Source organism: Pseudomonas carassii (assembly GCF_036324045.1).
GTDB classification, from domain to species: Bacteria; Pseudomonadota; Gammaproteobacteria; order Pseudomonadales; family Pseudomonadaceae; genus Aquipseudomonas; species Aquipseudomonas peradeniyensis.
Window position 1 is genome coordinate 227,795 of record NZ_JAZDCT010000002.1, and the last position, 25,550, is coordinate 253,344.

The 25,550-nt window shown below is 67.4% G+C and carries 17 protein-coding genes and 1 pseudogene; 4 read left to right on the plus strand and 14 right to left on the minus strand.

Features of this window, described 5'->3' with window-relative positions; all coding sequences use genetic code 11:
- Positions 1-28 precede the first annotated feature (28 nt).
- Positions 29-610: a TetR/AcrR family transcriptional regulator gene (locus tag V0R62_RS02395; RefSeq protein WP_330102569.1), complete on the plus strand. Its 582-nt coding sequence runs from the start codon at positions 29-31 to the stop codon at positions 608-610.
- Here V0R62_RS02395 and V0R62_RS02400 read toward each other — a convergent pair.
- Both V0R62_RS02400 and V0R62_RS02405 read right to left on the minus strand, forming a co-directional pair.
- Positions 607-1,479 (minus strand): crotonase/enoyl-CoA hydratase family protein, encoded by an 873-nt coding sequence (locus V0R62_RS02400; protein WP_330102570.1) that lies wholly within the window; start codon positions 1,477-1,479, stop codon positions 607-609. The two genes, V0R62_RS02395 and V0R62_RS02400, sit on opposite strands and share 4 nt — an antisense overlap.
- Complete coding sequence (locus tag V0R62_RS02405; RefSeq protein ID WP_186713324.1) at positions 1,479-2,456, minus strand: NAD(P)H-dependent flavin oxidoreductase; 978 nt, start codon at positions 2,454-2,456, stop codon at positions 1,479-1,481. The genes V0R62_RS02400 and V0R62_RS02405 overlap by 1 nt, the downstream gene beginning before the upstream one ends.
- Positions 2,457-2,602: 146 nt before the next feature.
- On the opposite strand from V0R62_RS02405, the gene V0R62_RS02410 reads away from it, so the two are divergent.
- The gene (locus V0R62_RS02410; protein ID WP_330102571.1) at positions 2,603-4,210 is read left to right on the plus strand and encodes a methyl-accepting chemotaxis protein; all 1,608 of its coding nucleotides are present in this window, start codon (positions 2,603-2,605) and stop codon (positions 4,208-4,210) included.
- Positions 4,211-4,249: 39 nt separating this feature from the next.
- Here the strand turns inward: V0R62_RS02410 and V0R62_RS02415 are convergent, their stop codons facing one another.
- A complete protein-coding gene (locus V0R62_RS02415; protein ID WP_330102572.1) occupies positions 4,250-5,581 on the minus strand; it encodes a serine hydrolase domain-containing protein in 1,332 nt (443 codons plus the stop codon).
- Positions 5,582-5,702: 121 nt separating this feature from the next.
- Between V0R62_RS02415 and V0R62_RS02420 the strand changes: the two genes are divergently transcribed.
- Positions 5,703-6,599, plus strand: coding sequence for a LysR substrate-binding domain-containing protein (locus V0R62_RS02420; protein ID WP_330102573.1), 897 nt, complete (start codon positions 5,703-5,705; stop codon positions 6,597-6,599).
- A 92-nt stretch (positions 6,600-6,691) separates the two neighbouring features.
- Here the strand turns inward: V0R62_RS02420 and V0R62_RS02425 are convergent.
- The 9 genes and pseudogenes from V0R62_RS02425 to V0R62_RS02465 form a co-directional block, all read right to left on the minus strand.
- Positions 6,692-6,832 (minus strand): annotated as a pseudogene (locus V0R62_RS02425) (CopG family transcriptional regulator); the annotation flags it as partial.
- Positions 6,833-7,088: 256 nt separating this feature from the next.
- Positions 7,089-9,326 (minus strand): TonB-dependent receptor, encoded by a 2,238-nt coding sequence (locus V0R62_RS02430; protein ID WP_330102575.1) that lies wholly within the window; start codon positions 9,324-9,326, stop codon positions 7,089-7,091.
- Positions 9,327-9,577: 251 nt separating this feature from the next.
- Positions 9,578-10,540, minus strand: coding sequence for a siderophore ABC transporter substrate-binding protein (locus V0R62_RS02435; RefSeq protein ID WP_330102576.1), 963 nt, complete (start codon positions 10,538-10,540; stop codon positions 9,578-9,580).
- Positions 10,537-11,319, minus strand: a complete 783-nt coding sequence (locus tag V0R62_RS02440) for an iron ABC transporter ATP-binding protein (RefSeq protein ID WP_330102577.1) — start codon at positions 11,317-11,319, stop codon at positions 10,537-10,539. Before V0R62_RS02440 ends, V0R62_RS02435 begins: the two co-directional genes overlap by 4 nt.
- Entirely contained in the window at positions 11,316-12,251 is a 936-nt protein-coding gene (locus V0R62_RS02445) for an iron chelate uptake ABC transporter family permease subunit (protein ID WP_330102619.1), read from the minus strand. The genes V0R62_RS02440 and V0R62_RS02445 overlap by 4 nt, the downstream gene beginning before the upstream one ends.
- Positions 12,251-13,195, minus strand: coding sequence for an ABC transporter permease (locus tag V0R62_RS02450; protein WP_408005617.1), 945 nt, complete (start codon positions 13,193-13,195; stop codon positions 12,251-12,253). The genes V0R62_RS02445 and V0R62_RS02450 overlap by 1 nt, the downstream gene beginning before the upstream one ends.
- The gene (locus tag V0R62_RS02455) at positions 13,192-14,961 is read right to left on the minus strand and encodes an ABC transporter ATP-binding protein (protein ID WP_330102578.1); all 1,770 of its coding nucleotides are present in this window, start codon (positions 14,959-14,961) and stop codon (positions 13,192-13,194) included. The genes V0R62_RS02450 and V0R62_RS02455 overlap by 4 nt, the downstream gene beginning before the upstream one ends.
- A 2-nt stretch (positions 14,962-14,963) precedes the next feature.
- A complete protein-coding gene (locus V0R62_RS02460; RefSeq protein WP_330102579.1) occupies positions 14,964-16,748 on the minus strand; it encodes an ABC transporter ATP-binding protein in 1,785 nt (594 codons plus the stop codon).
- A gap of 120 nt (positions 16,749-16,868) precedes the next feature.
- On the minus strand, positions 16,869-17,384 hold the full coding sequence (locus V0R62_RS02465; RefSeq protein ID WP_330102580.1) for a sigma-70 family RNA polymerase sigma factor: 516 nt from the start codon (positions 17,382-17,384) through the stop codon (positions 16,869-16,871).
- Between the two features lie 218 nt (positions 17,385-17,602).
- Between V0R62_RS02465 and V0R62_RS02470 the strand changes: the two genes are divergently transcribed.
- Complete coding sequence (locus V0R62_RS02470) at positions 17,603-19,702, plus strand: condensation domain-containing protein (protein WP_330102581.1); 2,100 nt, start codon at positions 17,603-17,605, stop codon at positions 19,700-19,702.
- Between the two features lie 117 nt (positions 19,703-19,819).
- On the opposite strand, the gene basC is transcribed toward V0R62_RS02470, so the two are convergent.
- A complete protein-coding gene (basC, locus tag V0R62_RS02475) occupies positions 19,820-21,139 on the minus strand; it encodes a putative histamine N-monooxygenase (protein WP_330102582.1) in 1,320 nt (439 codons plus the stop codon).
- A 61-nt stretch (positions 21,140-21,200) separates the two neighbouring features.
- Positions 21,201-25,487 carry an amino acid adenylation domain-containing protein gene (locus V0R62_RS02480; protein ID WP_330102583.1) on the minus strand — a complete coding sequence of 1,429 codons (4,287 nt, stop codon included), beginning with the start codon at positions 25,485-25,487 and terminating at the stop codon, positions 21,201-21,203.
- Positions 25,488-25,550 lie beyond the last annotated feature (63 nt).

The following is a 25,550-nucleotide window of genomic DNA, read 5'->3' on the forward strand; positions in this document are numbered from 1 at the left end:
CCGCGTGATGACAGCAAGGAGAAGGTTCATGGCCAGACTGGGCGCAGAATTGCGCAGGCAGGAATTCGTCAAGGCGGCGGTCAAGGTGATCGCCGAACATGGCGCGGCCAACGCCACCACGCGGCGTATCGCGGCGGCCGCCGGGTATCCGCTCGCCTCGCTGCACTATGTGTTCAAGACCAAGGACGAATTGTTCTATGCGGTCTATGACTCGCTGTTCCAGCTGCCTCAACAGTCGCTGGACCTGGTGCCGTCCGACAGCGACCCGGCGCAGACCGTCGCCGGCATGCTGCGCCAGGTGGTGGCCTGGATCACCGGTAACCCGGACCTGGCCCGGGCGCAATCGGAATTGTTCTTCTGGACCATCCGCAACCAGCCGCAGATGGCCACGCGGATCTACGGCGTGGGTGTCGAGGCCACCGAGCAGGCGCTCGCCCAGGTGGTCGGCGAGCGCCTCGACAGCGACGCCTTGAAGGCCGCCAGCCGCATGCTCATCCTGCTGTTCGACGGCCTGTTGGTGGCCTGGTGCGCCCATGGTGACCTGGAGCGCCTGCAGGCGGAGACCGAAACGGCCTGCAAGGCGCTGACACTGATGGTGGCCTACGCCTAGTGCCAGGGATAGAACGCCGGCAACCGTGACGCCCGCCCGGTAAAGTCCGGCTCGCGCTTTTCCAGAAAGGCCCGTACACCTTCCTTGCCATCGGCCTGGCTGGTGTGGAACATCGCCAGTGACTCGATGTCGTTGGCGGCCATTGGATCGTCCAGGGCACTGTTGCGGTAAAGCATCTGCCGAATCAGCGCGATCGACACCGCCGAGCGCCCGGCCACCAGGGACAGGGCGAATGCCCGCGCCTGTTCCACCAGGGTCTCGGCCGGCAGCAGTTCACGGACCAGCCCTTTGTCGAGGGCCTCCTCGGCGTCGAAGATCTCGGCCCGGTACAACCACTCCAGCGCCTGTGGCAGGCCGACGATGCGCGGCAGGAACCAGGTGGAGCAGCCCTCCGGGGTAACCCCCAGCTTGCCGAACACAAAACCGAACCGGGCCTGGACGCAGGCCAGGCGCACATCCATGGGCAGCAGCATGGTCGAGCCCACACCGATCGCCGGACCATTGATCGCGGCAACGATCGGCTTGAGACAAGCCAACATTGCCTGCGCCACGCGCCCGGCGGTATCCCGCACGCCGCGCAGAATATGCGGCAGGTGCCCGCGCTCGCGCAGGTCCTCGAGGGTTGGCGCCTGGCTCTCGTCCAGGCCGAAGACATTCCCCTCCACCGCCAGGTCCATGCCGGCGCAAAAGCTGCGTCCCTCCCCGGTCACCACGATGGCCCTGACCGCATCGTCCCGGCTGGCACGGCCATAGGCATCGACCAGTTCGTCGCACATCTCGACGGTAAAGGCGTTGAGCCGCTCGGGCCGGGCCAGGGTCAGCAGCAGGATGCCGTCTTCGCCCAGTTGGTAACGGATGTTGTGGTACATCAGTTGCCCTCCCCGACCAGGCCTGCGCCCCGGCGGATCGCCTGGCGACAGTCCGCGACGATCCGCTCGAGCAGTTCGGCGCAGCTGGGAATATCGTCGATCAGGCCGATCGCCTGGCCCGCCCAGAGGATCCCGCCGTCCACCTCGCCGCTTTCCAGTGCGGCGCGGCCCCGCGCACCGGCCACCAGTGGGCGGATATCCTCGAACTGAGTGCCTGGCTGGCCCTCGATCTCCACCACCTCCCTGGAGATGGCATTGCTGAACACCCGCCCGGTGTTACGCAGGGAGCGGAAGATCAGCCGGGTGTCGCGCTCGCTGCCGGCGGCGATGGCCGCCTTGATCGTCGGGTGGATAGGCGCCTCGCGGGTGAGCATGAAGCGCGTGCCCATGTTGATGCCTTCGGCGCCCAGCATCAGCGCCGCGGCCATGCCGGCGCCGTTGGCGATGCCGCCCGAGGCCAGGATGGGGATACGCAGGGCCGCCGCCGCCGCCGGGATCAGCACCAGGCCCGGCACGTCATCCTCGCCCGGGTGGCCGGCGGCCTCGAAGCCGTCGATGCTGACCGCGTCGACCCCGGCCCGCTCGGCGGACAGCGCGTGGCGCACCGAGGTGCACTTGTGGATGATGCGGATGCCCGCCGACTTGAACCGTTCGACCAACTCCGCAGGGCTGCGGCCGGCGGTCTCGACGACCTTGACGCCGCTTTCGATGATCGCCGTCGCGTAGTCCGCATAGGGCGGCGGCGTGGTTGTCGGCAGGATCGTCAGGTTCACGCCGAACGGCTGCCCGGTCAGGGTCCGGCAGCGGGCGATCTCCGCCGCCAGGGCGTCGGGGGTCGGCTGGGTCAGCGCAGTCAGGATGCCCAGGCCGCCGGCATTGGAGACCGCGCTGGCCAGTTCGGCGCGCCCGACCCACTGCATGCCGCCCTGGACGATCGGGTAGCGGGTGCCTGTGAGCGCTGTAATTCTTGTTTGCATGGAGCTTCCTCACGCTTGCTGGGAGTGACAAAAGTTAAGATAACCATTGTTATGTTAATCATGCCCGCTCCCCGACCGCAATGCCCCGTGCATCGTCCGGCCAGCCATCTATGCTCAGCAGACCCACCCCACGGAGCCTGTTCGAAATGGACATTCGCCAGAAAACCATCGGGTTCGGTCTGGTCAGCATCCTCGCCGCGCTGTTGCTCGGCGGCAGCGGCCTGCTCGCCGAGCATGACCAGAACCAGGCACTCAAGCGCAGCGAGGACAGCATGGCCGCCCTGCGCAATCACATGGAAGGCGACATGATGCACGACGCGCTGCGCGCCGACGTGCTGGCCTCCCTGCTGGTCAAGCCGGGCGACACGGACACTGCCAACCAGGTGCTGGCCGACCTCGACGAGCACGCCAAGTGGTTCCGCAGTGTCATGCAAAGCAACCTCGAACTGCCTCTTGATAGCGACCTGCACCAGGCTATCAGCGAGCTGGGCCCCCTCCTCGACCACTACATCGCCAGCGCCACCTCGATCATCCAGCTGGCATTGAAATCCCCCGAGCAGGCCCAGACGCAGTTGCCGGCCTTCGTCGCGGCGTTCAAGGAGCTGGAGCAGCGCAACAGCACCCTCAGCGACCTGATCGCCGGCAACGCCGACAAGAGCCGCGAGCAGAGCACCGCCACCCTGCACCAAGGCATCGCCGTGCTGGTGGGCGGGATGATCCTGGCCACCCTGGTCCTGGCGCTGTGCACTTTCCTGTTGCTGCGCTCGATCCTGCGTCCCCTGAGCCAGACCATGGCGGTGGCCGAACGCATCGCCCAGGGAGACCTGACTACTCAGATCCAGGTCCATGACCGCGACGAGACCGGGCACCTGCTGCGCTCGCTGGCCGACATGCGCGACAGCCTGGGCAACATGATCAAGGCGATCCACGAAGAGAACCTGCTGCTGCGCGAGGTGGCCGACGAACTGGGCCAGGCCTCCAGCAGCCTGGTGGAACGTACCAGCCAGCAGTCCGACAGCGCCGTGAGCATGGCTTCGGCCACCGAGCAGATGATCGCCAACCTGGCGCAGATCGCCGAGCACGCCCGGGATGCGCAATCCATCTCCGGTCAGTCCGAGCGCCTGGCCAGCGACGGCGGCGAGGTCATCCTCAGCGTGGTCGGCGGCATGCAGGGGATCGACGAGGCGGTCAACCGCTCCTCCGAGACCATCACCGTGCTGGGGCAAAGCTCCGAGGAGATCTATTCGATCATCCAGGTGATCAACACCATCGCCGAGCAGACCAACCTGCTGGCCCTCAACGCGGCCATCGAGGCGGCCCGCGCCGGCGACGCCGGGCGCGGCTTCGCGGTGGTGGCCGACGAGGTGCGCGGCCTGGCCGGGCGCACGGCGCAGTCGACCCGGGAAATCGCCGACATGATCGAACGCATCCGCCACAGCACCGGCAATGCCGTGGACAGCATGCAGACTGGCGTCACCCGGGTACGCGCCGGGGTGGAGCTGGCTACCCAGGCCGGCGCGTCAATCCAGCAGATTCGTGAAGGGGCGCGGCGCGCCGCCTCGGTGGTCGAGGAGATCTCGCAGACCATCGGCGAGCAGACCCGGGCCAGCCAGGATGTCGCGCAGCAGGTCGAGCTGATCGCCCGCATGTCCAGGGACAGTACCGACACCACGCGGCAGCTGGCCTCGGCGGCGCAGCGCCTGGGCGAAATCGCCCAGGGCATGCAGGCGAGCGTGTCGCGGTTTCGCGTGTGACTGGGCAGGCGCTTGCCGGCGCCCTGCCCTCGCCCGGTGCTACTGGCTCAGCGCCTTGGCCACTGCGTTGACGAACACCGCCTGCTCGTCATACAGCGAGCCGGGGCTCTCGGCGTTCTTCCAGGTCGACCACTGCACCACCACCAGATGCTCCGCCGGGTTGATGGCGATGCTCTGGCCGAAGATACCCAGCGCCCAAAAGGTCTTGTCGCTGTTGGCGGTGCGCTTGGGCTCGGCATCGCTGTCCGCGGCCGGGGCGTTGTACCACCACTGGTAGCCGTACTGGCCGTTGGGCGCTGCGGCCGTCACCGATCCCTTGGCTTGGGTCCAGTGGGTCGAACGTGCGATCCAGTCGTCCGGGAGCAGCTTTTCGCCATTCGGCAGCTGGCCGCCGCTCTGCACAAACTGGCCGAAGCGCCCCCAGTCGCGCAGCGTGGCATTGAAACCGTGGCCGCCCATGTCCACCTTGCCCGGCACCAGGGCGTGCCAGACGCCGGCCTGTTGCATGCCATAGCGGCTCCACACCCGACTTTGCAGATACTCGGCGATGGTCATGCCGGTGGCATTCTCCAGCACCCGACCGACCAGCCAGGCGCCACCGGTGTTGTACGACCAGACTTCACCCGGCTTGACCCCGGGCTTGCGCTTGACCGACCTTACCAGTTCGAGCACGCAGTGATAGGGATCAGCGGTGGCCTCACACTGGGTCATGTGCGAAAAGTCCGAATCCTTGGAGGCGTAGTTCTCGTCCCAGATTACGCCTGAGGTGTGTTGCAACAGCTGGTGCAAGGTCACGTCCTGCCATTCGGAACCCTCCAGTTCCGGAACGTAGTGGCTGATTCTGTCGTCTAGCGACTGGATCTTGCCCTCCTTGACGGCGATGCCGACCAGCACGCTGACCACCGACTTGGCCACCGAGCGGGACGTCCACAAGGTCTGTGGCGTGTTGCCCTTGCCGTAGTATTCGTAGGCGATCTTGCCGTCCTTGAGCACCAGCAGGCCGGTCACGCTCTGGTTGGCCAGGTACTGCGCCAGGTTGTGCGTCTTGCCGCCCAACTGATACTGCACGTCGGTCAGCACGTGGCTGGCCTGCGACAAGGGAAATGGTGTGGCGCCGTTCGGGGCGAAGACATCGCCGCCGTAGAGGCGGTAAGTGTTGCGAAAACCCACGACCCGGGTGGCCTGGTCCCAGGTGAGCATATCCCTGGCAGCCGGCAGTACCTTGTCGAAGGGCTGCGGGCAGGGTTCAAGCCCTGGCACGCCGCAGGCCCCCTTGTTGTCGGCCGCCTGCGCCGCACCAGCCAGGGCGGCGAGCGCCAGGGCCAGGATGGAAAGACCGTTGAACGACTTCTTTATTGTTGTTGGCCGCATCGGAGGGCTCCTCGTAAAGCGCGGAAATACGCCGCCCCGAGTGTCGGTAACTTGAACGGGCGGGAAAAGCACAATAAATTTGCCTTCACTATTAAAAAAACTAACAGCCAGGAGCGTGCCCATGGCCGAAGACCGCCTGCCTCCGCTCAACGCCGTGCGTGCTTTCGAGGCCGCCGCCCGCCTGGGTAGCTATGTCGCGGCCTCCCAGGCGTTGCACGTGACCCAGCCGGCGATCGGTCGGCATGTAAAGAACCTCGAGGCCTGGTTGGGCGTGCGCCTGCTCGAACGCTCCCCCCGCGGCGTGAGCCTCACCCTGCCCGGCGCCCATTACTACAAGGCCGCAGCCGAAGCACTGCAGATCCTCGCCGATGCCGGTGCGCGCCTGGCACAACGGGGAGACGAGCGCTGGCTGCGGATCCTCTGCGTGCCGGCGTTCGCCTCGCGCTGGCTGACACCGCGCATCGACGCCCTGCGCAGCCTGCGCCCGGACCTGAGGATCGCCATCGAGCCTAACGCCACCTTTACCAGCGTGGATGCGCGCCAGGCGGACCTGGGCATCGCCTTCGGTCTGCCGGGTGAGCTGAGCGGGGTACGTGAGGTGTTGATCCGTCCGAAGGTGTTCGCCGTCTGCGCGCCGAGCTATCTCGCGCAGTTGCCTGTGGGGCTGAGCGCTGCGGACTTGCCCGCCTGCAGGCTGATCCATGTCGATGACGGCACCTGGTGGAACAGCTGGTTCGCCGCCAATGGCCTGAGGGTGCGGGTCAAGGCCGACACTTCGCATATCAGCAACGATATCGTGCTGAACCTGGCCCAGCGCGGTCACGGCATTGCCCTGGCCACCGAGGTACTGGTGGGGCGTGAGCTGAGCGAAGGCAGCCTGGTGCGCTGCGTGGAACAAGCCGTGGCGCTGGAAAGCTACCAGTTGCTGACGCCAGCGCAGCCGCCGAGTGCCGATGCGTTGTGGTTCATGGGTTGGTTGGGGGAAAGCCTGCGTGAGGCATATCCGGACGCGGTGTGAATCTGGCACCGGCTGTGCCGGTGATCGCGGGCCAAGCCCGCTCCCACGCTGATACTGATAACGCTTGGCAGCTTCATACCCTGCATGAGCGGTTACGCGAAAGCATACGGCGCTGGTAATGGTGCATCCGTGCCGAGGCTATCGACCCAGGCCTCAACGGCCTGATGGTCAATCACACAGTCAGTGTCAACATCCGCCAGCGCTTCCAATGTCAACCGTATTTGTTCTTTCTGATGAGCCAAGATAGAGCAGGCTTTGACAATAGTTGCCATGCTCGGATCTCCTCAGTAGTCGGGCTGAAACTGACGGCTCGCTCATGAGTACCTTCACCGGTGCTCTGTTTTGCTAGACCGTTGAGCAGTTTGATGCAAAAACAGCGAATGGTCATCCTGCGTCCAGGGCTTGGATAACTTGGCACCGGCTACGCGGTGATCGCGGGGCAACTCGCATCGGCGCACCGTCCCTCCCACGCAGCCAGCGCTGGTTTGGCTAGAAGTCCACCGAGGTAGAGAACAACAACGACCGCGGCGTGCCCAGCCCGCCGGACAGGCCACTACCATCGCCGCCGTTCCACGAACCGATCCAGTAGGCCTTGTTGGCCACGTTCTGCACGGTGGCGCGGAAGGTCACCGGCTTGTCCGAGATCTTCAGGCTGTAGCGGGCGCCCAGGTCGAAGATCGTGTAGGACGGCAGCGACAGGTTATTGGCATCGGTGGCGTAGCGCCGGCCGGCATAGTTGGCGTTGCCGGTCAGGGTCAGGCCGGGAAGCTCACGCAGGTCGTACTCGACGCCGAGCTTGGCCAGCACCTTGGGCACGCCGGTGGCCTGGTTGCCTTCGTTCTCCTTGCGGATCGATTTCGTCAGCTCGGCCTTGGTGTAGGACGCACCGCCCAGCAGGCGCAGGCCCGGCTCGAGCTCACCGAAGAACGACCATTCCAGGCCACGGTTGCGCTGTTCGCCGTACACGCCGTAGACCCGCGTGACCGGGTCGGTGTAGGCGCTGGGTTTCTTCACCTGGTAGACACTGACCGTGTGCGCGAATGTGCCCAGGTCGAGCTTGGCGCCCAGTTCGTACTGCTTGGTCTGGTACGGCGCCATGATCGCGCCCGCGTTGAGCGCGTTGTCCGGGGCGATGCCGCCCTGGCTCAGGCCTTCGATGTAGTTGCCGTACAGCGACAGCTCGTCGGTGACCTTGACCAGCAAGGCGGTGGCCGGCGATACCCGGCTTTCATCGTAGGGCTTGGAGGTGCGCTGGTGGTTGCCGTTGTAGTTCGACGCGCGCACGTTCTGGTGGCGTGCACCCACGGTCCATTGCACCTTGTCATCGAGGAACGACAGGGTGTCGAGCAAGGCTTCGCTGCTCAGCCGGGCGCGCATGCGCGAGGTAACGTTGCCGTACTCGCCGATCTCCGGGCGCGGGCCGTAGTCCAGGTTGTAGTAGTTGGTGCGGATGGTCGACGACAGGCGCTTGTCCTTGAAGCTGTTCTCGGAGTCGTAGCGGGTGGCCGCCAGCGACCAGGCGTGATCCACGGGCCCGGTGGCGAAACGCCCGCGCAGGCCGACTTCGCCGGACTTCTGCTCGCCGTCGCGGGCCGAGCGGATCGGTGTGGCGTCGATGTCGCCGGCATCATTGAGCAATACGCCGCTGGTCATCAGCGCGTTGTAGCCCCCTTCCCGATGGCCCCAGCCGGCGAATGCGGTGAGCGAGTCGTTGAGGTCGTACTCGCCGCGCAGCACCACGGTGTCTGTGTCGTTGACGGTGTAGCCCCACTCCGGAGCCAGCGAGTGATCGCCCTTCTTGGCCTTGGGCAGGTGGGTCACTCCGGGGCTGATCGAAGAGATGCCGAAATAGTTGACCCCGTCCATGCGCTCGCGCTGGTGGTAGTAGTCCAGCGACGCCCTCGCCCGCTCGCCGCGCCAGTCCAGAGCCAGCGACGACAGCTGCATGCGGTGCTGCTGGTCGTCCACCGGCGTGTCGCCGTCGCGGTAGACGCCGTTGAAGCGCACGCCGAACTGCTTCTGGTCGCCAAAGCGGCGGCCGATATCGGCATGCATGCCGGCCAGGCCATCGGACTCATAGGAGGCGGTCAGCCGGGCCAGGGGCTCGTCGCCGGCACGCTTGGGCACGATGTTGATGCTGCCGCCGACGCTGCCGTCAGGCGGCATGCCGTTGAGCAGCGCCGACGGGCCCTTGAGCACTTCGATGCGCTCGGCAAGCTCGGTGGAGCCGCGCATGTTCGGCGCCATGCTCGGCAAGCCGTTGAAGGTGATGTCGTTGCCTGTGCTGTAGAGGCCACGGATGAAGAAGGTCTCGAAGATGCCGCGCTTGCTCGGCACATAGACCGAAGGATCGGTGGCGCCGATCACCGAGCCGATGTCCTGGGCCTGGCGGTTCTCGATGTATTCCTTGGTGTAGCTGATGGCGTTGAACGGCGTTTCGTTGAAGTCCTTGTTACCCATCAGTCCGAGCCGGCTGCCCGAGCCGACCTGGCCACCGGCATATTCCGGCGGCGGAGCGCCCAGGGAGTCGCGGGTATCCTGTACCAGGGTTTCCGGCAGGGTCAGGCCCTCTTCCTTCACATCGGGGGTCTGTTGCTGCGCCGAGGAAGTCGGGCGTGGCGGTTGCGCGAAGGCGTTGCCGGCGATGGCGGCCATGCCCAGCAGCACGGCCATGCGCAAGACCCTGCGGGGCAGGTTCGGGGCCAAGGGATGTTGCAGTGGAGACATGAGGGATTCCTTTCGGGACGCAATGGTAATGTTTCTCATTAGTCATTCCGTACGAGTCGGCGAATCCCTCAACAGAAATTACAGTCATTTGGCCACTATCGGTGTAGGAGCGGCCTTGCCGAGGCGTCGGACCGGCCGGAAAGGGCTGCGTAGCAGCCCCAGGATTTCAGCGTTGCCGCAAAGATCGTCGGGGCCGCTTTGCGGCCCTTTCGCGGCACAAGGCCGCTCCTACAGGGGGGCAAATAGCAGGCTCAGCCCTGATACCCCTTCACCACCTCGTCCGCCACCCGCTCCAGGCAGGTCACGCTGGCCGTGCACAGGTACCAGGTCTGCGGGTCGACGAACACCACATGGCCGTTCTTCCACGCCTTGGTCTGGCGCAGCAGCGGGTTGTCCAGGGTCTCGCGGTCCAGCGCGGCCCGGCGCTCCATCACCGCAGTGCGGTCGATCACGTAGAGGATGTCCGGGTCGGCTTGGTGAATGAACTCGTTGGAGATCGGCTGCCCGTGCAGGCCGGCCTGCATGTCGTCACTAGCCGGCTTGACCCCGAGGGTGTCGAAGATGAAACCGTAGCGCGAGCGCACGCCATAGGCGGTGAACGCGCCGTTGTTGTGCAGCACCACCAGCGCCTTCTCCGGGCGCCCGTCGGTCACCTGGCGCACCTGGGCCACCTTGGCGTCGATGCGCGCGGCGGCTTCCCGGGCCTGGTCTTCCTTGCCGAGGATCCGTCCGACGGTCAGCAGGTGCTGCTTGGCGGTGTCGATGACGTTGCCCTGGCGGTTGTCCATGTCGATGTCGTAGTGCACCGTCGGGGCGATCTGGCTCAGCTCCTGGTAGCTCTGCGCCTGTAGCGGCGAGATCAGGATCAGGTCGGGCTTGAGCGCATGCAGGCGCTCGAGGTTGGGCTGGATGGTGGTGCCAACATCGGCCACCTTGGGGTCGTCACGGTACTTGGCCAGGAAGCCCGCCACATAGTCCTTGGCGATGCCGACCACCGGCGCGCCGAGCTGGTCGAGGGTGTCCAGCTCGCTCATGTCGAAGGCCACCACGCGCTGCGGCTGCTGTTCGACCAGCGTGGTGCCCAGGGCGTGCTCGACCTTCACCGGGGCGTAGTCGGCGCTGGCAGCGCGTGCCTGTGCCGGCGGGGCCTGGTCGCAGCCGGGCAACGCGGCCGCCACGGCGGCGGCCAGCAGTATCTTGCAGATTCCGTTCATACCAGCTCTCTCGATAGTGATGGGTTGAAGTAGTTGCAGACGAAACCGTGCGCGCTGGGCAGGATCTCGAAGGCCAGGCCGAACAGCGCACGCAGGTTGGACTGGGTGACCACCTCGGCGACCGGCCCGTGGCTGTGCACGGCGCCGCCCTTCATGGCGACGATGTGGTCGGAATAGTTGGCGGCGAAGTTGATGTCGTGCACCACCAGGATCACCGTGCGCCCCTGCTCGTCGCAGAGCCTGCGGATCGCCTGCATGATCTGCACCGCGTGCTTCATGTCGAGGTTGTTCAGCGGCTCGTCGAGCAGCAGCAGGTCGGTGCGCTGGGCGATGGTCATGGCCAGGAAGGCCATTTGCCGCTGGCCGCCGCTGAGCTCGTCGAGGTAAGCCCCGCGCAGAGGCTGCAGCCCCAGGAAATCCAGCGACTCGTCGATCACCTGCTGGTCGTCGGCGGTCAGCAGGCCGCGGCTGTAGGGGAAGCGGCCGAAGGCGACCAGTTCCTCGACGGTCAGGCGCAGGTTGAAGTCCAGCACCTGGCGCAGGGTAGCCACGCGGCGGGCGTAGTCGGCGATGGCGATGCGGCCGATGTCCTGGCCGTCGAGCAGGATCCGCCCGCGATTGGCTGGCAGCAGCCGGGCGATGCACATCAGCAGCGTGCTCTTGCCGGCGCCGTTGGGGCCGATCAGCGAGGTGACCTGGCCTGCGGGAAACGCCAGGCTCACGTCGTCGAGCACTGTCTTCTCGCCGTAGGCCTTGTGCAGGTGTTCGAGGGTGATCATGGGGTGCCTCGGGTTCGGACCATCAGCGCGAGGAAGTACGCGCCGCACACCAGGTTGACGAGGATGCTGACGCTGGTCCGGTAGTTGAACAGGTGCTCGACCAGCAACTGGGCGAGCAGGAACATGCCGATGGCCACGGCGCAGGCCAGTGGCAGGGTGACCTGGTGCCGGGCGCTGCGCGCCAGGGCGTAGGCGATGTTGGCGACGAACACACCCATGAACGCGGTCGGCCCCACCAGGCTGGTGGACACCGCCACCAGCACGGCGATCAGCGCCATCTGCAGGCGCAGGCAGCGGCCATGGTCCAGGCCCAGGGCGATGGCCTGGTCGCGCCCCAGCGCCAGCACGTCGAGCACCCGCGTGCCGCGCGCCACCAGCACTGCCACCGCCGCGACCAGCAGGCCCGAGTACAGCACCTGGGTCGGCTGGGCGCGGTTGAAACTGGTGTAGCCCAGGCTCTGCAGGATGGAGAACTCCCCCGGGCTGGTCTTGAGCTGGATGAACTGGGTGAAGGTGCCCAGCACCATGGTCAGTACCAGGCCCAGCAGTAGCAGGCGGTAGACATCACCCCGCCCCTCGCGCAGCAGCCAGCGCTGCAGCAGCCATGAGTAGCCGAGCATCAGCGCGATCGACAGCAGCGCGTTGCCCTGGGCGCCCAGCAGCGCCACGCTGGCGGTGCCCAGCCACAGCACCAGCAGTGCCTGGAACAGCAGGTAGATGCCTTCGTAACCCATGATCGCCGGGGTCAGCACGCGGTTGCCGGCCAGGGTCTGGAAGATCACCGAGGACAAGGCGATGCACACCCCGGCCACGACGATCGCGCCCAGGCGCACCAGGCGCTTGGGGATCACGTAGCTGAAGTCCAGGCCCGAGCCCAGCAACAGGAACGCCAGCGCCAGGGCCGGCAGCAACAACCAGGCGGCGCGGCGCATCATTTGCACTTCCACAGGATCAGCAACAGGAACAGCACGCCGCCGACACTGCCGGCGGTCAGGCCAATGGGCACCTCATAGGGATGGATCAGCAGCCGGCCGAGGATGTCGCAGGCCAGCAGCAGCGCCGCACCGCACATGGCGACGATCGGCAGCGTACGCTTGAGGTTCTCGCCGTAGCGCAGCGCCACCAGGTTCGGCACCACCAGGCCGACGAAGGGGATCGCGCCCACGGTGATCACCGTGGCCGACACGGTCACCGCCACCAGCACCAGGCCGAGGATGGCGGTGGCCGCGTAGTTGAGCCCGAGGCTGGTGGCCATGCCCTCGCCCATGCCAAGCACGGTGAAGCGCTGGGCGTACAGGTAGGTGAGCACGACGATCGGCAGGATCAGGTAGATGATCTCGTAGTTGCCCTCGATCACCCGCGAGAAGTCGCCCAGCAGCCAGCCCTGCATGCTCTGCAGGATGTTGTGGCGGTAGGCGTAGAATTCGGCGATGGCGCTGAGCAGGCTGCCGTACATCAGGCCGATCACCGGCACCAGCACCAGGTTGGTAAAGCGGATGCGGCGGATGATCGCCACATACACCAGGCTTGCCAGCAGGCAGAACACCAGGGCGAACAGCATGCGTCCGCTGGCCCCGGCTCCGGGCAGCACGGTCAGGGCCACCAGGATGCCCAGCTTGGCCGCGTCGAGTCCGCCGCAGGTGGCCGGCTCGACGAAGCGGTTGCGCACGATCTGCTGCAGGATCACCCCGCAGATCGACAGGCCGACACCGGTCAGCACCAGCGCCGCCAGGCGTGGCAGGCGGCTGGCGGTGAGGGTCAGCCAGGCATCGTCGCTGGCCGACCACAAGGCCGACCAGGATATCTGGCTGGCCCCGACCATCAATGAAACGCCACACAGCAGTAACAACAGCGTTGGCAGCAGCACCCGACTCAAGCGGTCACTCCATCACCTGCCGACTCGCCGATACGCCAGCCCTTGGCGGCCCGGCGCTGCTCGAGGAAGTGCGCGTACAGCCCACCTTCGGCAGCCAACTGGGCATGGGCACCCTGCTCGCGGATGCGCCCTTGGTCGAGCACCACGATCTGGTCGGCCATGGCCACCGTCGACAGCTGGTGGGCGATGACGATCAGCGTGCGCTTGCCGCGCAGCCGTGCCAGCGCCTCGGCGATGGCCGCCTGGTTCTCGGCGTCCAGCGCTGCGGTGGCCTCGTCGATCAGCAGGATCGGCGCGTCCTTGATCAGCGCCCGGGCAATCGAGATACGCTGGCGTTCGCCGCCGGACAGCCGCGCACCGCCCTCGCCCACCGGCGTGTGCAAGCCTTCGGGCAGGCGTTCGAGGATCTCCTGCACCCCGGCCAGCCGCGCCGCCTCGAGCAGCTCGGCCTCGCTGGCATCGGGTTTGCCGAGGCGGATATTGTCGGCGATGCTGCCCTGGAACAGGTAGGCGTCCTGGAAGATCTGGCTGATCTGCCCGGCCAGCTGCTCGGCGGACATCTGCCGCACATCCACCCCGCCGACCTTGACCCGGCCCTGGGTGACATCGAAGAACCGGGCGATCAGGCGCACCAGGGTGGTCTTGCCCGACCCCGACGCACCGACCAGCGCGGTCATGCTGCCGGGCGCGATATCCAGGCTGATCTCGCGCAGCACTTCAGGTTGATCATCGCCGTAGCGGAAACCGACCTGCTCCAGCTGCACCGACCCGTCGACCGGTGCCTGCGGTGCTGCGGGCTCGGGCAGCGGCTCGACGGCCAGCAGTTCGGCCAGCGCCTGCAACTGGCCACGGGTGCCGCGCAGCACCTCGCTGTAGCCGGCCACATCCAGCAACGGGTCGATGAAGCGGGTCGCCAGTACCAGCGCGACCAGGGTGGCGATCACCGTCGCGCTGTCGAAGGCGGCACCGGCCTGCTCGCCGAGCCACAGCGTGGCGGTCACCAGCAAGGCGGCGAAGCTGGCCTGCACCGCCCAGACATTGAGCACCGATGACAGCGCCGAAAGCTGGATCAGTTTGCGTGCCGCCTGCTGTTGCTGGGCCACGGCCCGCTCCAGGAAGCGCGTGCCGCCCTGCTCGCCATTGAAGGCGCGCAGCACCGACTGCGCCTGGGCGAACTCGACCATGCGCTGGCTGGTCTGCGCGGTGTCGCGCTGGTAGCGCTGGTCGGCACGCTGGCCCAAACGCATGGTCGCCAGCATCACCAGGGCCAGCAGCGGCAGGCTGACCAGGGCCACCAGGCCCAGGCGCAGGTCGACCAGCAACAGCGCGACGAGGATCACCAGCGGCGTCACCACCCCGGTGAACAGCGGCGTGAACACATGGGCCGGCAACTGGGCGATTTCCATCATGCCCTGGGTGGTGACGTGGCTCAGGCGCGCGGTGTTGGCGGCGCTGAACCAGCCCACCGGCAGCGTGCCGACATGCTCGCCCAGGCGCTGGCGGCCACCGCGCAGCACCGCGATGCCGACGGCGATACCGGCCTTCTCCACCCGCCGGCGCAGGTACCAGCACACCACCACGCCCAGGGCCAACAGCGCCAGCCACTGTCCGGCGGCTTCCAGCTGGTTGCCCAGCAGGTGGCGCAGGATCGGCACCAGGGTGACGATGGTCAGCCCGCAGAGCACGCCATACACCAGTGCCAGGCGCAGGTAACGGCGCAGGAACACGGCGTCGGCGCCGAGCAGTCGAACGAAAATCCCCAGCATGATCAGTGTTCCTCCACCTGCGCGGTCACCCGCGACTTCGCATAACCCCCGGCAGCCCACAAGCGGGCGTACAGGCCGCGCCGGGCCAGCAGTTCGTCGTGATTGCCGCGCTCGGCGACCGTGCCCTGGTCCAGCACCAGGATCTGGTCGGCGTGCATCACCGTGTCCAGGCGGTGGGCGATCACCAGCAGCGTGCGGCCCTGGGCGAAGCGCGACAGCGCCTGTTGCAGCTTGACTTCGTTCTCGGCGTCGGCCGCCGCGGTGGCTTCGTCGAGCACCAGCACCGGCGGGTCGAGCAGCACGGCGCGGGCGATGCTCAGCCGTTGCAGTTCGCCGCCGGAGAACTGCACGTCCTCGCCGATCACCGCGTCGTAGCCACGTGGCTGGGCAAGGATGCGCTCGTGGATATTGGCGATCCGCGCCGCCGCCTCGATCTGCTCCTGGCTCGCCGAAGGCCGGCCCAGGGCAATGTTCTCGCGCACGCTGGCATGGATCAGGCGCACGTCCTGCAGGACGAAGCCGATGCGTCGGTACAGCTGGGCGCTGTCGATCTGGCGCAGGTCGACGCCGCCCAGGGTGATGCGCCCGGCGCTGGGGTCGAAGAAGCGCAGCAGCAGGCGCGCCAGGGTCGACTTGCCGGCGCCCGAGGCGCCCACCACTGCGGTCACCGTGCCGGGCTCGAGGGTGAACGACACCTCGCTCAGTACCGGATTGCGCGGATCATAGTGATAGCCCAGGCCCTGCACTTCGATCCGCGCATCGGCCGGCAGCTTGCCGGCGCCCTGGCCGTCGGTCTCCAGCACCGGCGTGCGCAGCAGCGTCTGCACGCGCTGGGCGGCGCCGGTGGCGTTGTTCAGGTCGTGGGTGATGTAGGCCAGCAACAGCAGCGGCGCGCAGATGCCCGGCGCCACCAGGGCGAACGGCAGCACCTGCACCGGGGTGATCCAGCCCAGGCCGACGAACAGCGTGCCGAACGCCAGCACCACGCCGAGCACCGACACCGGGGCGATCATTGCGTTGGCGTTGGCCATCGCGCTGACCAGCGGCCGGGTGAAATCGGTGAAGGCCGCGGCGAAGGCATCCACTGCCTCGCGGTAACTGCCATGGGCCTTGCGCTGGCCACCAAAGGCCTTGACCACCGGGATGCCGTTGACGAACTCGACCACCGCCTGGTTGATCCGCCCCATGCCGGCGCCGAAGGCCTGCATGTTACGGGCGCTGGCCTGGTGGGCACGGGCGAAGAACAGAAAGAACAGCGGGAACGGCAGCATCGACACGATCGCCATGCGCCAGTCCATGGCGAACAGGTAGACGATCGAGGCCAGCACCGCCCCGGCGCTGCGCCCGAGGGTGGTATAGAAGTGCGCTGTGAGGCTGTGCAGAATGCCGATGTCGTCCTGCATGGCCTGCTTGACCTCGCCCGAGGCGCGGCTGGTGAACCAGCCCAGCGGCACCCGCGCCAGGCGGCGGATGATCGCCAGGCGCAGCGTACCGGTGATGTGATTGTCGGCCAGGTGCGCCACCAGGTCGCCCAGCGAGATCAGCGCCATGCCGGCGAACAGGCAACCCAGCCCCACGGCGATGACCGGCCAGGCCTGGTCGAGGCCCTGCCCGCCGGCCAGGGCCAGCCGGGCAACCTCGGCGATGGCCGCCAGTGGCGCCAGGGTCAGCATGGCGCCCAGGGCGGCGAGCAGCCCGGCGACGATCAATCGGCCGCGTATCGGCGCAAGCACCGCGGCGACCGGTCCACGGGCGGACGGGTCCGCCACCCCTTGTTCAACACTCATGAATGCTCCTTTTCAGCACGAGGCGCGGGCCGGGCCGTCCCAGGGGCGCCCTGCCCGCATGTCCTTCTCAACCTGTATTCCGCACGAGGCGGGCAAACCCGCAAGAAAATCTGCGCACCCTCAGACGCCGCCCAGCCGGTAGCGCCTGCAAGTGCGCAGGCCGGCGGCGATGTACTTTTCCACCGAGGACACCGAGACCCGCAGCTCGTCGGCGATGGCGCGGTGGGCCATGCCGTCGAGTCGGCACAGCAACAGGGCCTGACGCGCCTTGGGCGAGTGCCGCTGCAGGGCGCTGTCGATCGCAGCCAACGCTTCGACCACCAGCGCCCGCGCCTCCTCCGACGGCACCCGTGGCTCGGGCAGAAGGCCATGGTCTTCGAGGTAGCGGGTTTCGCGCTGACGGCGGCGGTACAGGTCGATGACCTTGCCGTTGGCGATCTGCGTGAGGTGGCAGCGCGATTGCTCGGCCGTGGGCACCTGGCCCTTGTTCATCAGGTGCAGGTAGATGTCGTGGGCCAGGTCCGCCGCATCCACCGAGTTGCCGAGCTTGCGCCGCAGCAGGTCGCACAACCAGCCGTGATGATCCTGGTACAGCTGGTGCAGCTGCTGACGAAGCGCGAACGTTCCGTTGTCCACGGTACCTCTCCCTGAGCGTGGTGCATTCCAGACGGCTTGCTTTGACGTGCGCCAATCTAGATGATAATTATTTGCATCTTTCACACCATAACGAATCCCCGGGATTCACGCAATGCACCCCGGTGGTGCAACCCCTCTGCGCGGCCACTCACCGCGATCCATGGATGGCAGTGAAGGCCGACGCGGGCCTTGAACGATCGAACAGCAGGAAGCTAGCTATGTTGGAACGCAACACCACCCCACCCTCGCCCCAGGCCCTGGACGAACATGAGGAACTCGCCTGGTTCGCCCAGCAGCAGCAACCCGAGCAGTTGCACCGGCAACTGGGTGCCTGGCGCCTTGGCCCCCAGGCCAACCTGTCGTTGCTGGCCCTGGCCGTACAGGTGGTGGTCCAGACCACGCCGGGCCTGAACAGCCGCTACCACTTCAGCGACGACGGCGACCTGTACAAGACCCAGGAGCCCGGCTGGTACCCGTGCCTGCGCATCGAGCGGAGCGCGGCCGAGGGCATGGATGCCCTGCTGCGGGCGCGTCAGGCGGCGCCCTGGGATTCCACCACGCAACCGCCGTTCGAGACCCTGCTGCTGGCCGGCGAACAGCAGGCCGCGCTCGGCCTGCTCTGCCATGCGGTGCTGCGCCAGTCGCCCCAAGTCCTGCTCGAACGCATCCGCGCCGAATATGACGCCCTGGCCGGCGACCTGCCACTGCAGCTCGAGCCGCTGTCCCAGGCGCCCTCGACTGACATCGCGCAATGCATTCTTGATGCGTTCCGCCAGGCACTGGCGGAGCCTGGCATGACCCTGGACGACGATTTCTTCGACATGGGCGGCCACTCGCTGCTGGCCACCCGGATCATCGGTCGCCTGCAGGGCGAGCACGGTATCGAACTGCGTTTCAGCGATTTCTTCGCCTCGCCCAGCGCGTCGGCGCTGGCCACCCGAGCCAAGCTGAGTCAAGGGCAAGCCAGCCAGGCCAGCGACCAGGCCGGGGATATTCAGCAGGCACCGATGGCCCTGGCCCAGGCGTCGTTGTGGCGCGCCTGCGCGGCCTTCGACTACGGCACCATTTTCAACCTGCCCTTTGCCCTGGACTTCCACGATCCGGTGGACGAAGCGCTGCTGCAGCAAGCTTTCAGCGACCTGCTGGAGCGCCATGCCAGCCTGCGCACCACCTACCATGGCGAAGGCGACAGCGCCTGCCAGCGCATCGTGCCGGTGGCCGAACTGGGCCGCTACAAGTGGTTCTGGAACAGCGCCGAGAGCACCGGCGCGAGCCTTGCCAGCGAGGCTAAGCACCGCTTCGACCTGGCCCGCGAACTGCCGCTGAGGCTGCGCCTGCTGCGTGACCCGCACAGCGGCCACCAGGTGCTGTCGTTCCTGGTCCACCACATGGCCATCGACGAGTGGTCGCTGAACGTGATCATGGCTGAACTGGCCGAGGCCTATCTGGCCCGAGCCCAGGATCGAGCGCCGCAATGGCCGGCGGCGGCGCGGACCTTCCACGAATTCGCCCTCGCCCAAAGTGCCCAGGGCCCGAACCCGCGCCACCTGGCGTACTGGACCGAACTGCTGCGCAACGCCACCCGCGGCCTTGCCCTGCCCGCTGACGCCACGCTGCTGCCCGCCGACCAGGCGACCACCCGTGCGCGCTGGCTGGAGCTGCGCCCCGAACCCGGCGTGCTGGAGCAACTCGGCGCCAGTGCCCGGCAGCATCAATCGTCGCTGTTCAGCGTGATCTACACCGCCATCGCCCTGTCGCTGCACAAGCTCGGCAACCTGTCGGACCTGGTGGTCGGCACCTCCGCCTCGGGGCGTACGGATCCGGCGTTCTTCGACACCGTCGGCTACTTCACCACCATGGTCGCCCACCGTGTGCAGTTCGCCCCGGAACAGTCGCTGGGCGAGCTGCTGGGCGATGTGACGCGGATGATCAACGACTCGATGGCCTATGCCGACGTGCCCATGGAGACCATCCAGCAGGCGCTGGGCATGACGCCCGCCGAGGGTCTGATGTTCGATGTGTACGTGCAGATCCACGCCAACAATGCCCTCAATGGCGCCCTGCGCACGCCCGAGGGCCAGGCGATCCGCTACAAGCAGATCGACCCGGACAAGAGCGAGTCGATGTTCGGCCTGCAGTTCGAGATCATGGAGGATGTGTTCGACGGGCAGCGCTCGCTGCGGCTGGTAGTCACCTATCGTAGCGATCGCTACAGCGCCGCCCAGGTCGAGCGCCTGTGCGCGATGATTTCGGCGGCGTTTGGGGTATTTGCCGAGGTGGATGCCGGCCGGCGGGCGCTGGGCGACGTGGAGTTGTAGCACCCCGGGGGCGCTTTGCGCCCCTTTCGCGGCGCAAGGCCGCTCCTACAGAGAGGTACGCGTTCCCCTGTAGGAGCGGCCTTGTGCCGCGAAAGGGCTGCAACGCAGCCCCATGGCTCAGTCCTGCGGCAACCCATAGCGCTGGAACGAAGACCGCTGCGGCACCCGATACTGTGCCCGGCCCAGCAACTGGTTGAGGATTACCGCATTGCGCACCGGCCCCAGCCCCAGGTCCGGCGAGCCGACGCCATGCTGGAATATCTCCGCGTTCTGCACGAACACCCGGCCACTGCCGCCATCGCAGCGCTGCGCGGTGAAATCCTCGCCGACGATGCAGTCGCCGTGCGCGTCGGTGGCCAGCACCGTGCCCTTGAGCTGCTCGAACCACTGCGGCCAGGCATGGGCATAGCCGGTCGCCGCGACGATCGCATCGGTTTCCAGGGTCGCACGCTGGTCCAGCTGGCGGTGACGGAAGGTCATGCGCAAACCCGCCGAGGCCAGGTCCTCGACCGACTCCACGTCGCAGCTGGACAGCAACGTCAGCCCCGGTTCGCGCCCGCCAATGGAGCGCTCGTAGATCAGGTCGTAGATCGCGCCGATGGTGGAGAAGCTGATGCCCTTGTACAACAGGCCCTGCTCGGCCACGATCTCGCGGCGCTTGTCGCGGTCCAGGGTGTGGAAGTAGTTCATGTAGGCCGGGGTGAAGCACTCCTGGCCAAGCTTGGAGTACTCCATGGGATGGAAGCCCCCTGAACGGGTGATCCAGTGGATCGAAGCCCCCGCCTCCACCTGCTCCGGCGTCAGGGCATTGAACAGGGCCAGCACGCACTCCGCCGCGCTCTGCCCGGAGCCGACCACCACCACGCGCCGGCACTGCTCCAGTTCGCCCTGGCGCTTGCCGAACTCCGCCGAGTGCAGCACCGGCGCCTGGCTGCGGGTGCGCGCCCAGGCCGGCAACCAGGGCCGGGTGCCGACGCCGATGACTAGGTCACGGCTGCTGTAGCGCCGCTCCAGGCCCGACACCGATACGCTGTCGATGACAAAGCGCTCGCTGCCGCCATCGTAACGCACCCCGGTGACCTCCTCGCCGAAGTGGCAGGCCGGCAGCTGGCGCGCGGCCCAGCGGCAATAGTGATCGTATTCGCGGCGGGGCACCTGGAAGTGGTCGTAGTAGTAGAACTGGAACAGCCGGTCGTGCTGGTGCAGGTAGTTGAGGTAGCTCAACGGGTGGCACGGGTCGGCCAGGGTCACCAGATCGGCGAGGAACGGCACCTGCAAGGTGGTGCCCGGCAGCAGCAGGCCCTCGTGCCAACGGAATTCCGCCTTGCGCTCAAGGAACGCGCAGCGCAGGTCCGGGTGACGCGACAGCAGCGCGGCCAGGCCCAGGTTGAACGGTCCGACGCCAATGCCGGCGATGTCTACGGTTGCTATGTCCATATGCTCGATGATTTCCCAAAAACTACGGATGGCGCCCTGGGTGCGGCCCAGGGCGGTTGATTCAGGCAGGCGTGGCGGCGAGCAGGCGCTCGACGTCTTCGACCGTGCGGCACGGCAGCAGCTGTGCGGGCGACAAGCGCACCGCGAAGGCCTCGCCCAGGCGTGCGGCCAGGGGCTTGAGGTGCTGCGGGCGCAGGCCCATGGCGAGGAAATCCCGGGCCGGCTGCGTGGCACCGAGCACCTGCTGATAAATCGCCAGCACCTGGGCGCAACGCTGCGGGTCACTGGGCGTCGCTGCCGGCGCCTGCTCGATTTCGCCTTCCAGCAACGTGCGGGCGCGGCGGCGGTCCGGCTTGCCGTTGGCCGTCAACGGCAACTCGGCCACCTCGACGAAGCGCGTGGGCACGTGGGACTGCGCCAGCAACGCCCGGGCATGCTCGCGTAGCGCCACGACGCCGGGTGGCGCGCCATTACGCCGCACATAGAGCGCGCCGATGCAGGCCTCGCCCTGTTGCGTGTCGCCATAGTCCACCACCAGCACCTGCTGCACCGCCGGATGGCGGATCAGCTCGATCTCGATGTCCGGCAGCGACACGCGCACGCCGCGCACCTTCACATAGCCATTGACCCGGCTGTCGAACAGCAGCACGCCGTCCTCGCGGTAGCGGCCACGGTCGCCGGTGCGGAAAGCCCGCACTGGCGCACCGTGCTCGTCGAGCACGCTGACGAAGTCGTTCTGCACCAGCTCACCCTCTTGCAGGTAGCCCAGGGCCAGGCCCACGCCACTGGTGTGGATACGCCCGGCGACGCCCTGCGGGCAATGCTCGCCGTGCTCGTCCAGCAGCCAGTAGCGGTTGCCCGGCAGAGGGCGGCCATAGGGCACCCTGGCACGGTCCTGGTCGCCGATCTCGTGCCAGATGCTCCAGATGGTGGTCTCGGTCGGCCCGCCCAGGGACACCAGCCGCGCCGCCGGCAACTGCTCGCGCAGCTCGGCGATCACCGCCGGCTTGATGTAGTCGCCGCCCTGGGCCAGCAGGCGCAGGCTGCGCAAGCCATCGCCCTGGCGGCAGGCCAGGAGCATTTCGAGAATGGCCGGCACCGAGCACCACAGACTCACGCCGTGCTGCCTGACCAGCTGGTTCCAGCGCAGCGCGTCCTTTTCCTCGCCGGGCTCGGGCAGCACCAGCGCCGCCCCGGCGCAGAGGCTGCCGAACACGTCGAACACCGACATGTCGTGGTGCAGCGGGGTCACCGAGATAAACACATCGTCGCGGCTGACCTGCCACTGCGCCAGGGTGCTGCCGATGACATTGGCCGTGGCGCGGTTGTTCAGCACCACGCACTTGGGCTTGCCGGTGGTGCCGGAGGTATAGAGGTAGTAGGCCGGCGCGGTGCTGGCCGACAACGCCGCCAGGCCCGTCAGGTCCAGGGCGGCCGGCGGGCTGGCCAGCAGTGGCGCGGCGCTGTCGACCACCAGCGCCGGCTGGCAGTTGTCCAGCAGGTAGCGCAGGCGCTCTTCGGGCGCCGCCGCGTCGATCGGCACCCAGGCCAGCCCGCTCAGGGCGCAGGCCAGGGTCGTCATGCTGTGCTCGGGGCCGCGCGGCAGGCAGATCGCGACCACCTGGCCAGGGCGCAGGCCCCGGGCCTTGAAAGCCTGGGCGATGCGGGCGACGCCTTCGCCCAGTTCGGCATAGTTGATCCGCCGCTCGCCGTGCAGCAAGGCGATGCGTTCATTGTCCGGGCCGAACAGGTTGTGGGCGATACGCCCGAGGAAGTCGACAGGTTCGGCCTGCGCCTCGCTGCTGTTCAGGCGGTAGTGGCCAAGGTCGATGAACTGCCGTGCCTGGACTTCGAACATGCCCTGCCCGGCCAGTTGCGCCACCGCCTGGCCAAAGGCTGCGAGCAACTGCCCGACCCATCGGCCATCGACTGCTTCGCGGGCATAGTCGATCTCGAACGCCAGGCCTCCCTCGGCGGTGTTGCAGAAGCGGATGTCCATGGCCACCTGGGGTGTCTGGGTCAGGCCCGCGCTCAAGGTCATCGGACCATCGACCGCGCCTACCGGCCAGGACAGGCCATTGGTCAGCACCACCGGCAGTGCCGGGCCCGGGCCGTTGCTGTCGTACAGCAGGCGGGCCAGGTTCACGCCGGAAAACGCCAGGTGCTGTAGCCCCTCCAGTACATCGGCCTGCAGGCGCTTGGCGCGCTCGGCGAGCGTGGGCAGGCGGTGTTGCCAGTCGAGGGCGATGAAGCTGGAACGGTTGGCGAACGCGCCGTCCTGTGGCGGTGCCACCGGCACCGCCACGCACAGGCTGCCCTCGTCGAGCCAGTGGCCGAGCACTTCCAGTACCACGGCCATGATCGTCGAGTTCTTGAACAGCCCCTCGCGCGCACCGGCGCGGCTCAACGCCTTGAACACCGGGGCCGGGATCACCTGGCGCTGGCGTGCGTATCGGGCCACGCCGACCTTGTCCAGGGCGCAGCGCCACGGCAGCCGTGGCGCGCCATCGACCTCGGCCAGCTTTGACTTCCAATACTCGGCATCGGCCTTGCGCACCTCGCTCAGGTCGACGACGGCCGCCGTCGGCTCGCTGGTGGTCAGCGGCTGGCAATGCCCGTCGAACAGCTCGATCATCAAGGTGGCGATGGAGCGTCCATCGAGGATCAGCGCATCGAAGCGCACGAACACCACCAACTCACCCTGCGGCAACTGGAAGGCGGTGACATTCCAGGGCGGCCCGGCCAGGTCGAACAGCGCGTGGGCATAGGTCTCGCGACGGACCTCGAGCTGCGCCTGGGCCTGCTCGGCCGTCAAGGTGTGCAGGTCGATCACCTCCAGGTTGACCTGCACCTGGTCGCTCAACGACTGGGTCAGTGCCTGGGCGTCGATGCGGGTGCGCAGGCCGTCGTGACGGCGCACCATGTCCGAGAGGCGGCTGCGCAGCAGTGCCAGGTCCATGCGCCCGCGGTACTCACGGAACTCCTGCATGGCCACGCCGCCCAGCGGCAGGTGTTCGCCACGCCCCAGCAGGTAGGCCTGCTGCAGGGCATTCAAGGGGCGATCCCGGCTGGCCGCGATCGTCAAAGGCTGGTGCAGCGCGTCCGTGTCGGCAGCCACCGCGACGGCCAGGACAATGAAGCGCTCGAACAGTGCCTGGACCCAATCCGCCGGCAGTGCGTCCAGGCGCACATCCCAGTTGAGCAGCAGGCCGCCATCGACCCGGGCCACTTGCGCGTCCAGCGCCACCTGCGGCCCCTGGGAGATCACCCAGTCCATCGGCCCGAACACCCGGCCCACGCGCTCGGAGAACAGCTCGCCACCGGGCAGATCCAGCCCTGCGGTGAACACCACCGGCGCCAGTTGCGGCGTGCCGTGATGGCGCGACAAGTCGCGCATCAGGTCCACGCCTGGATAGGCGCTGTGCGCCAGGCGCTCGACCAATTGCCGGTGCAGGTCCTGGCACAGCGCGGCAAGGCTGGCGACGCCGGTGAAGTCGACATCGACCAGCACCAGGTTGGCGAACTCGCCGACGATCCGTTGCACCGGCTCCAGCACCGGCTCGCGCCAGAACACCGGGACGTTCAGGCGCAGGCGACGGTCCTCGGTGTGCTCGCCCAGGGCGGTGGCGAACAGCCCGAGCAGCAATGCCGACGAGGTGATCCGCTGCGCCCGCGCCGCTTGCTGCAAGGCGCGGTACTGCTCAGGTTCGAGCCGGGCGGAAAAGCGTTCGCTGCGCGCGGGGCCTGGGGCAAGCAAGGGCAACGTGGGCGCCGGGGCGATCTGCGCAAGGCGTGCCCGCCACCAGGCCCGGTCGCGGCTGCGAGCGTCGCGCAGGCCGGCATCGGCACGCACCAGGTCCAGCCAGTCGAAGTAGCTCGGCGTGGTCGGCAGTATGGTTTCAAGGGTGTCGTACAGCCGGGCCAGGTCTTCCATCAGCACCCGGAAGCTCGACGGGTCCACCGCGATCATGTCGGTGTCCACGTGCAGCCGGCTGGCATTGCCCGGCAACAGGCTCAGGCCGAAGCGCGCACCCTGGCCAGCGCCCAGGTCCAGGCGCTGGTGGCTCCACTGGTGACGTTTATCCAGCAGGCGCCGCGCCACGGCGGGCCCGTCCAGATCGCTGAAATCCTCCAGCTCCAGATGGGCGCGCAGCGTCTCGTCGATGCTCTGCCGCCCCTGCCCGTCGATGCGCAACCTGAGCATCGGATGCGCCCGGTACAGCCCCTCAAGTGCGCCCTCAAGGCGCGTCACATCGATGGCCTGGCCATCGAACTCGGCATACAGGTGAGCGCTGACGCCACCCAGTGCCGCATGTGCATCCCGCCCGATCCAACAGGCGGCCTGCATCGAAGTTAACTCTCTCATCGCTTACCCGCGTGGTTGACAAATCCATGTGTTTCGCGTCCTCAT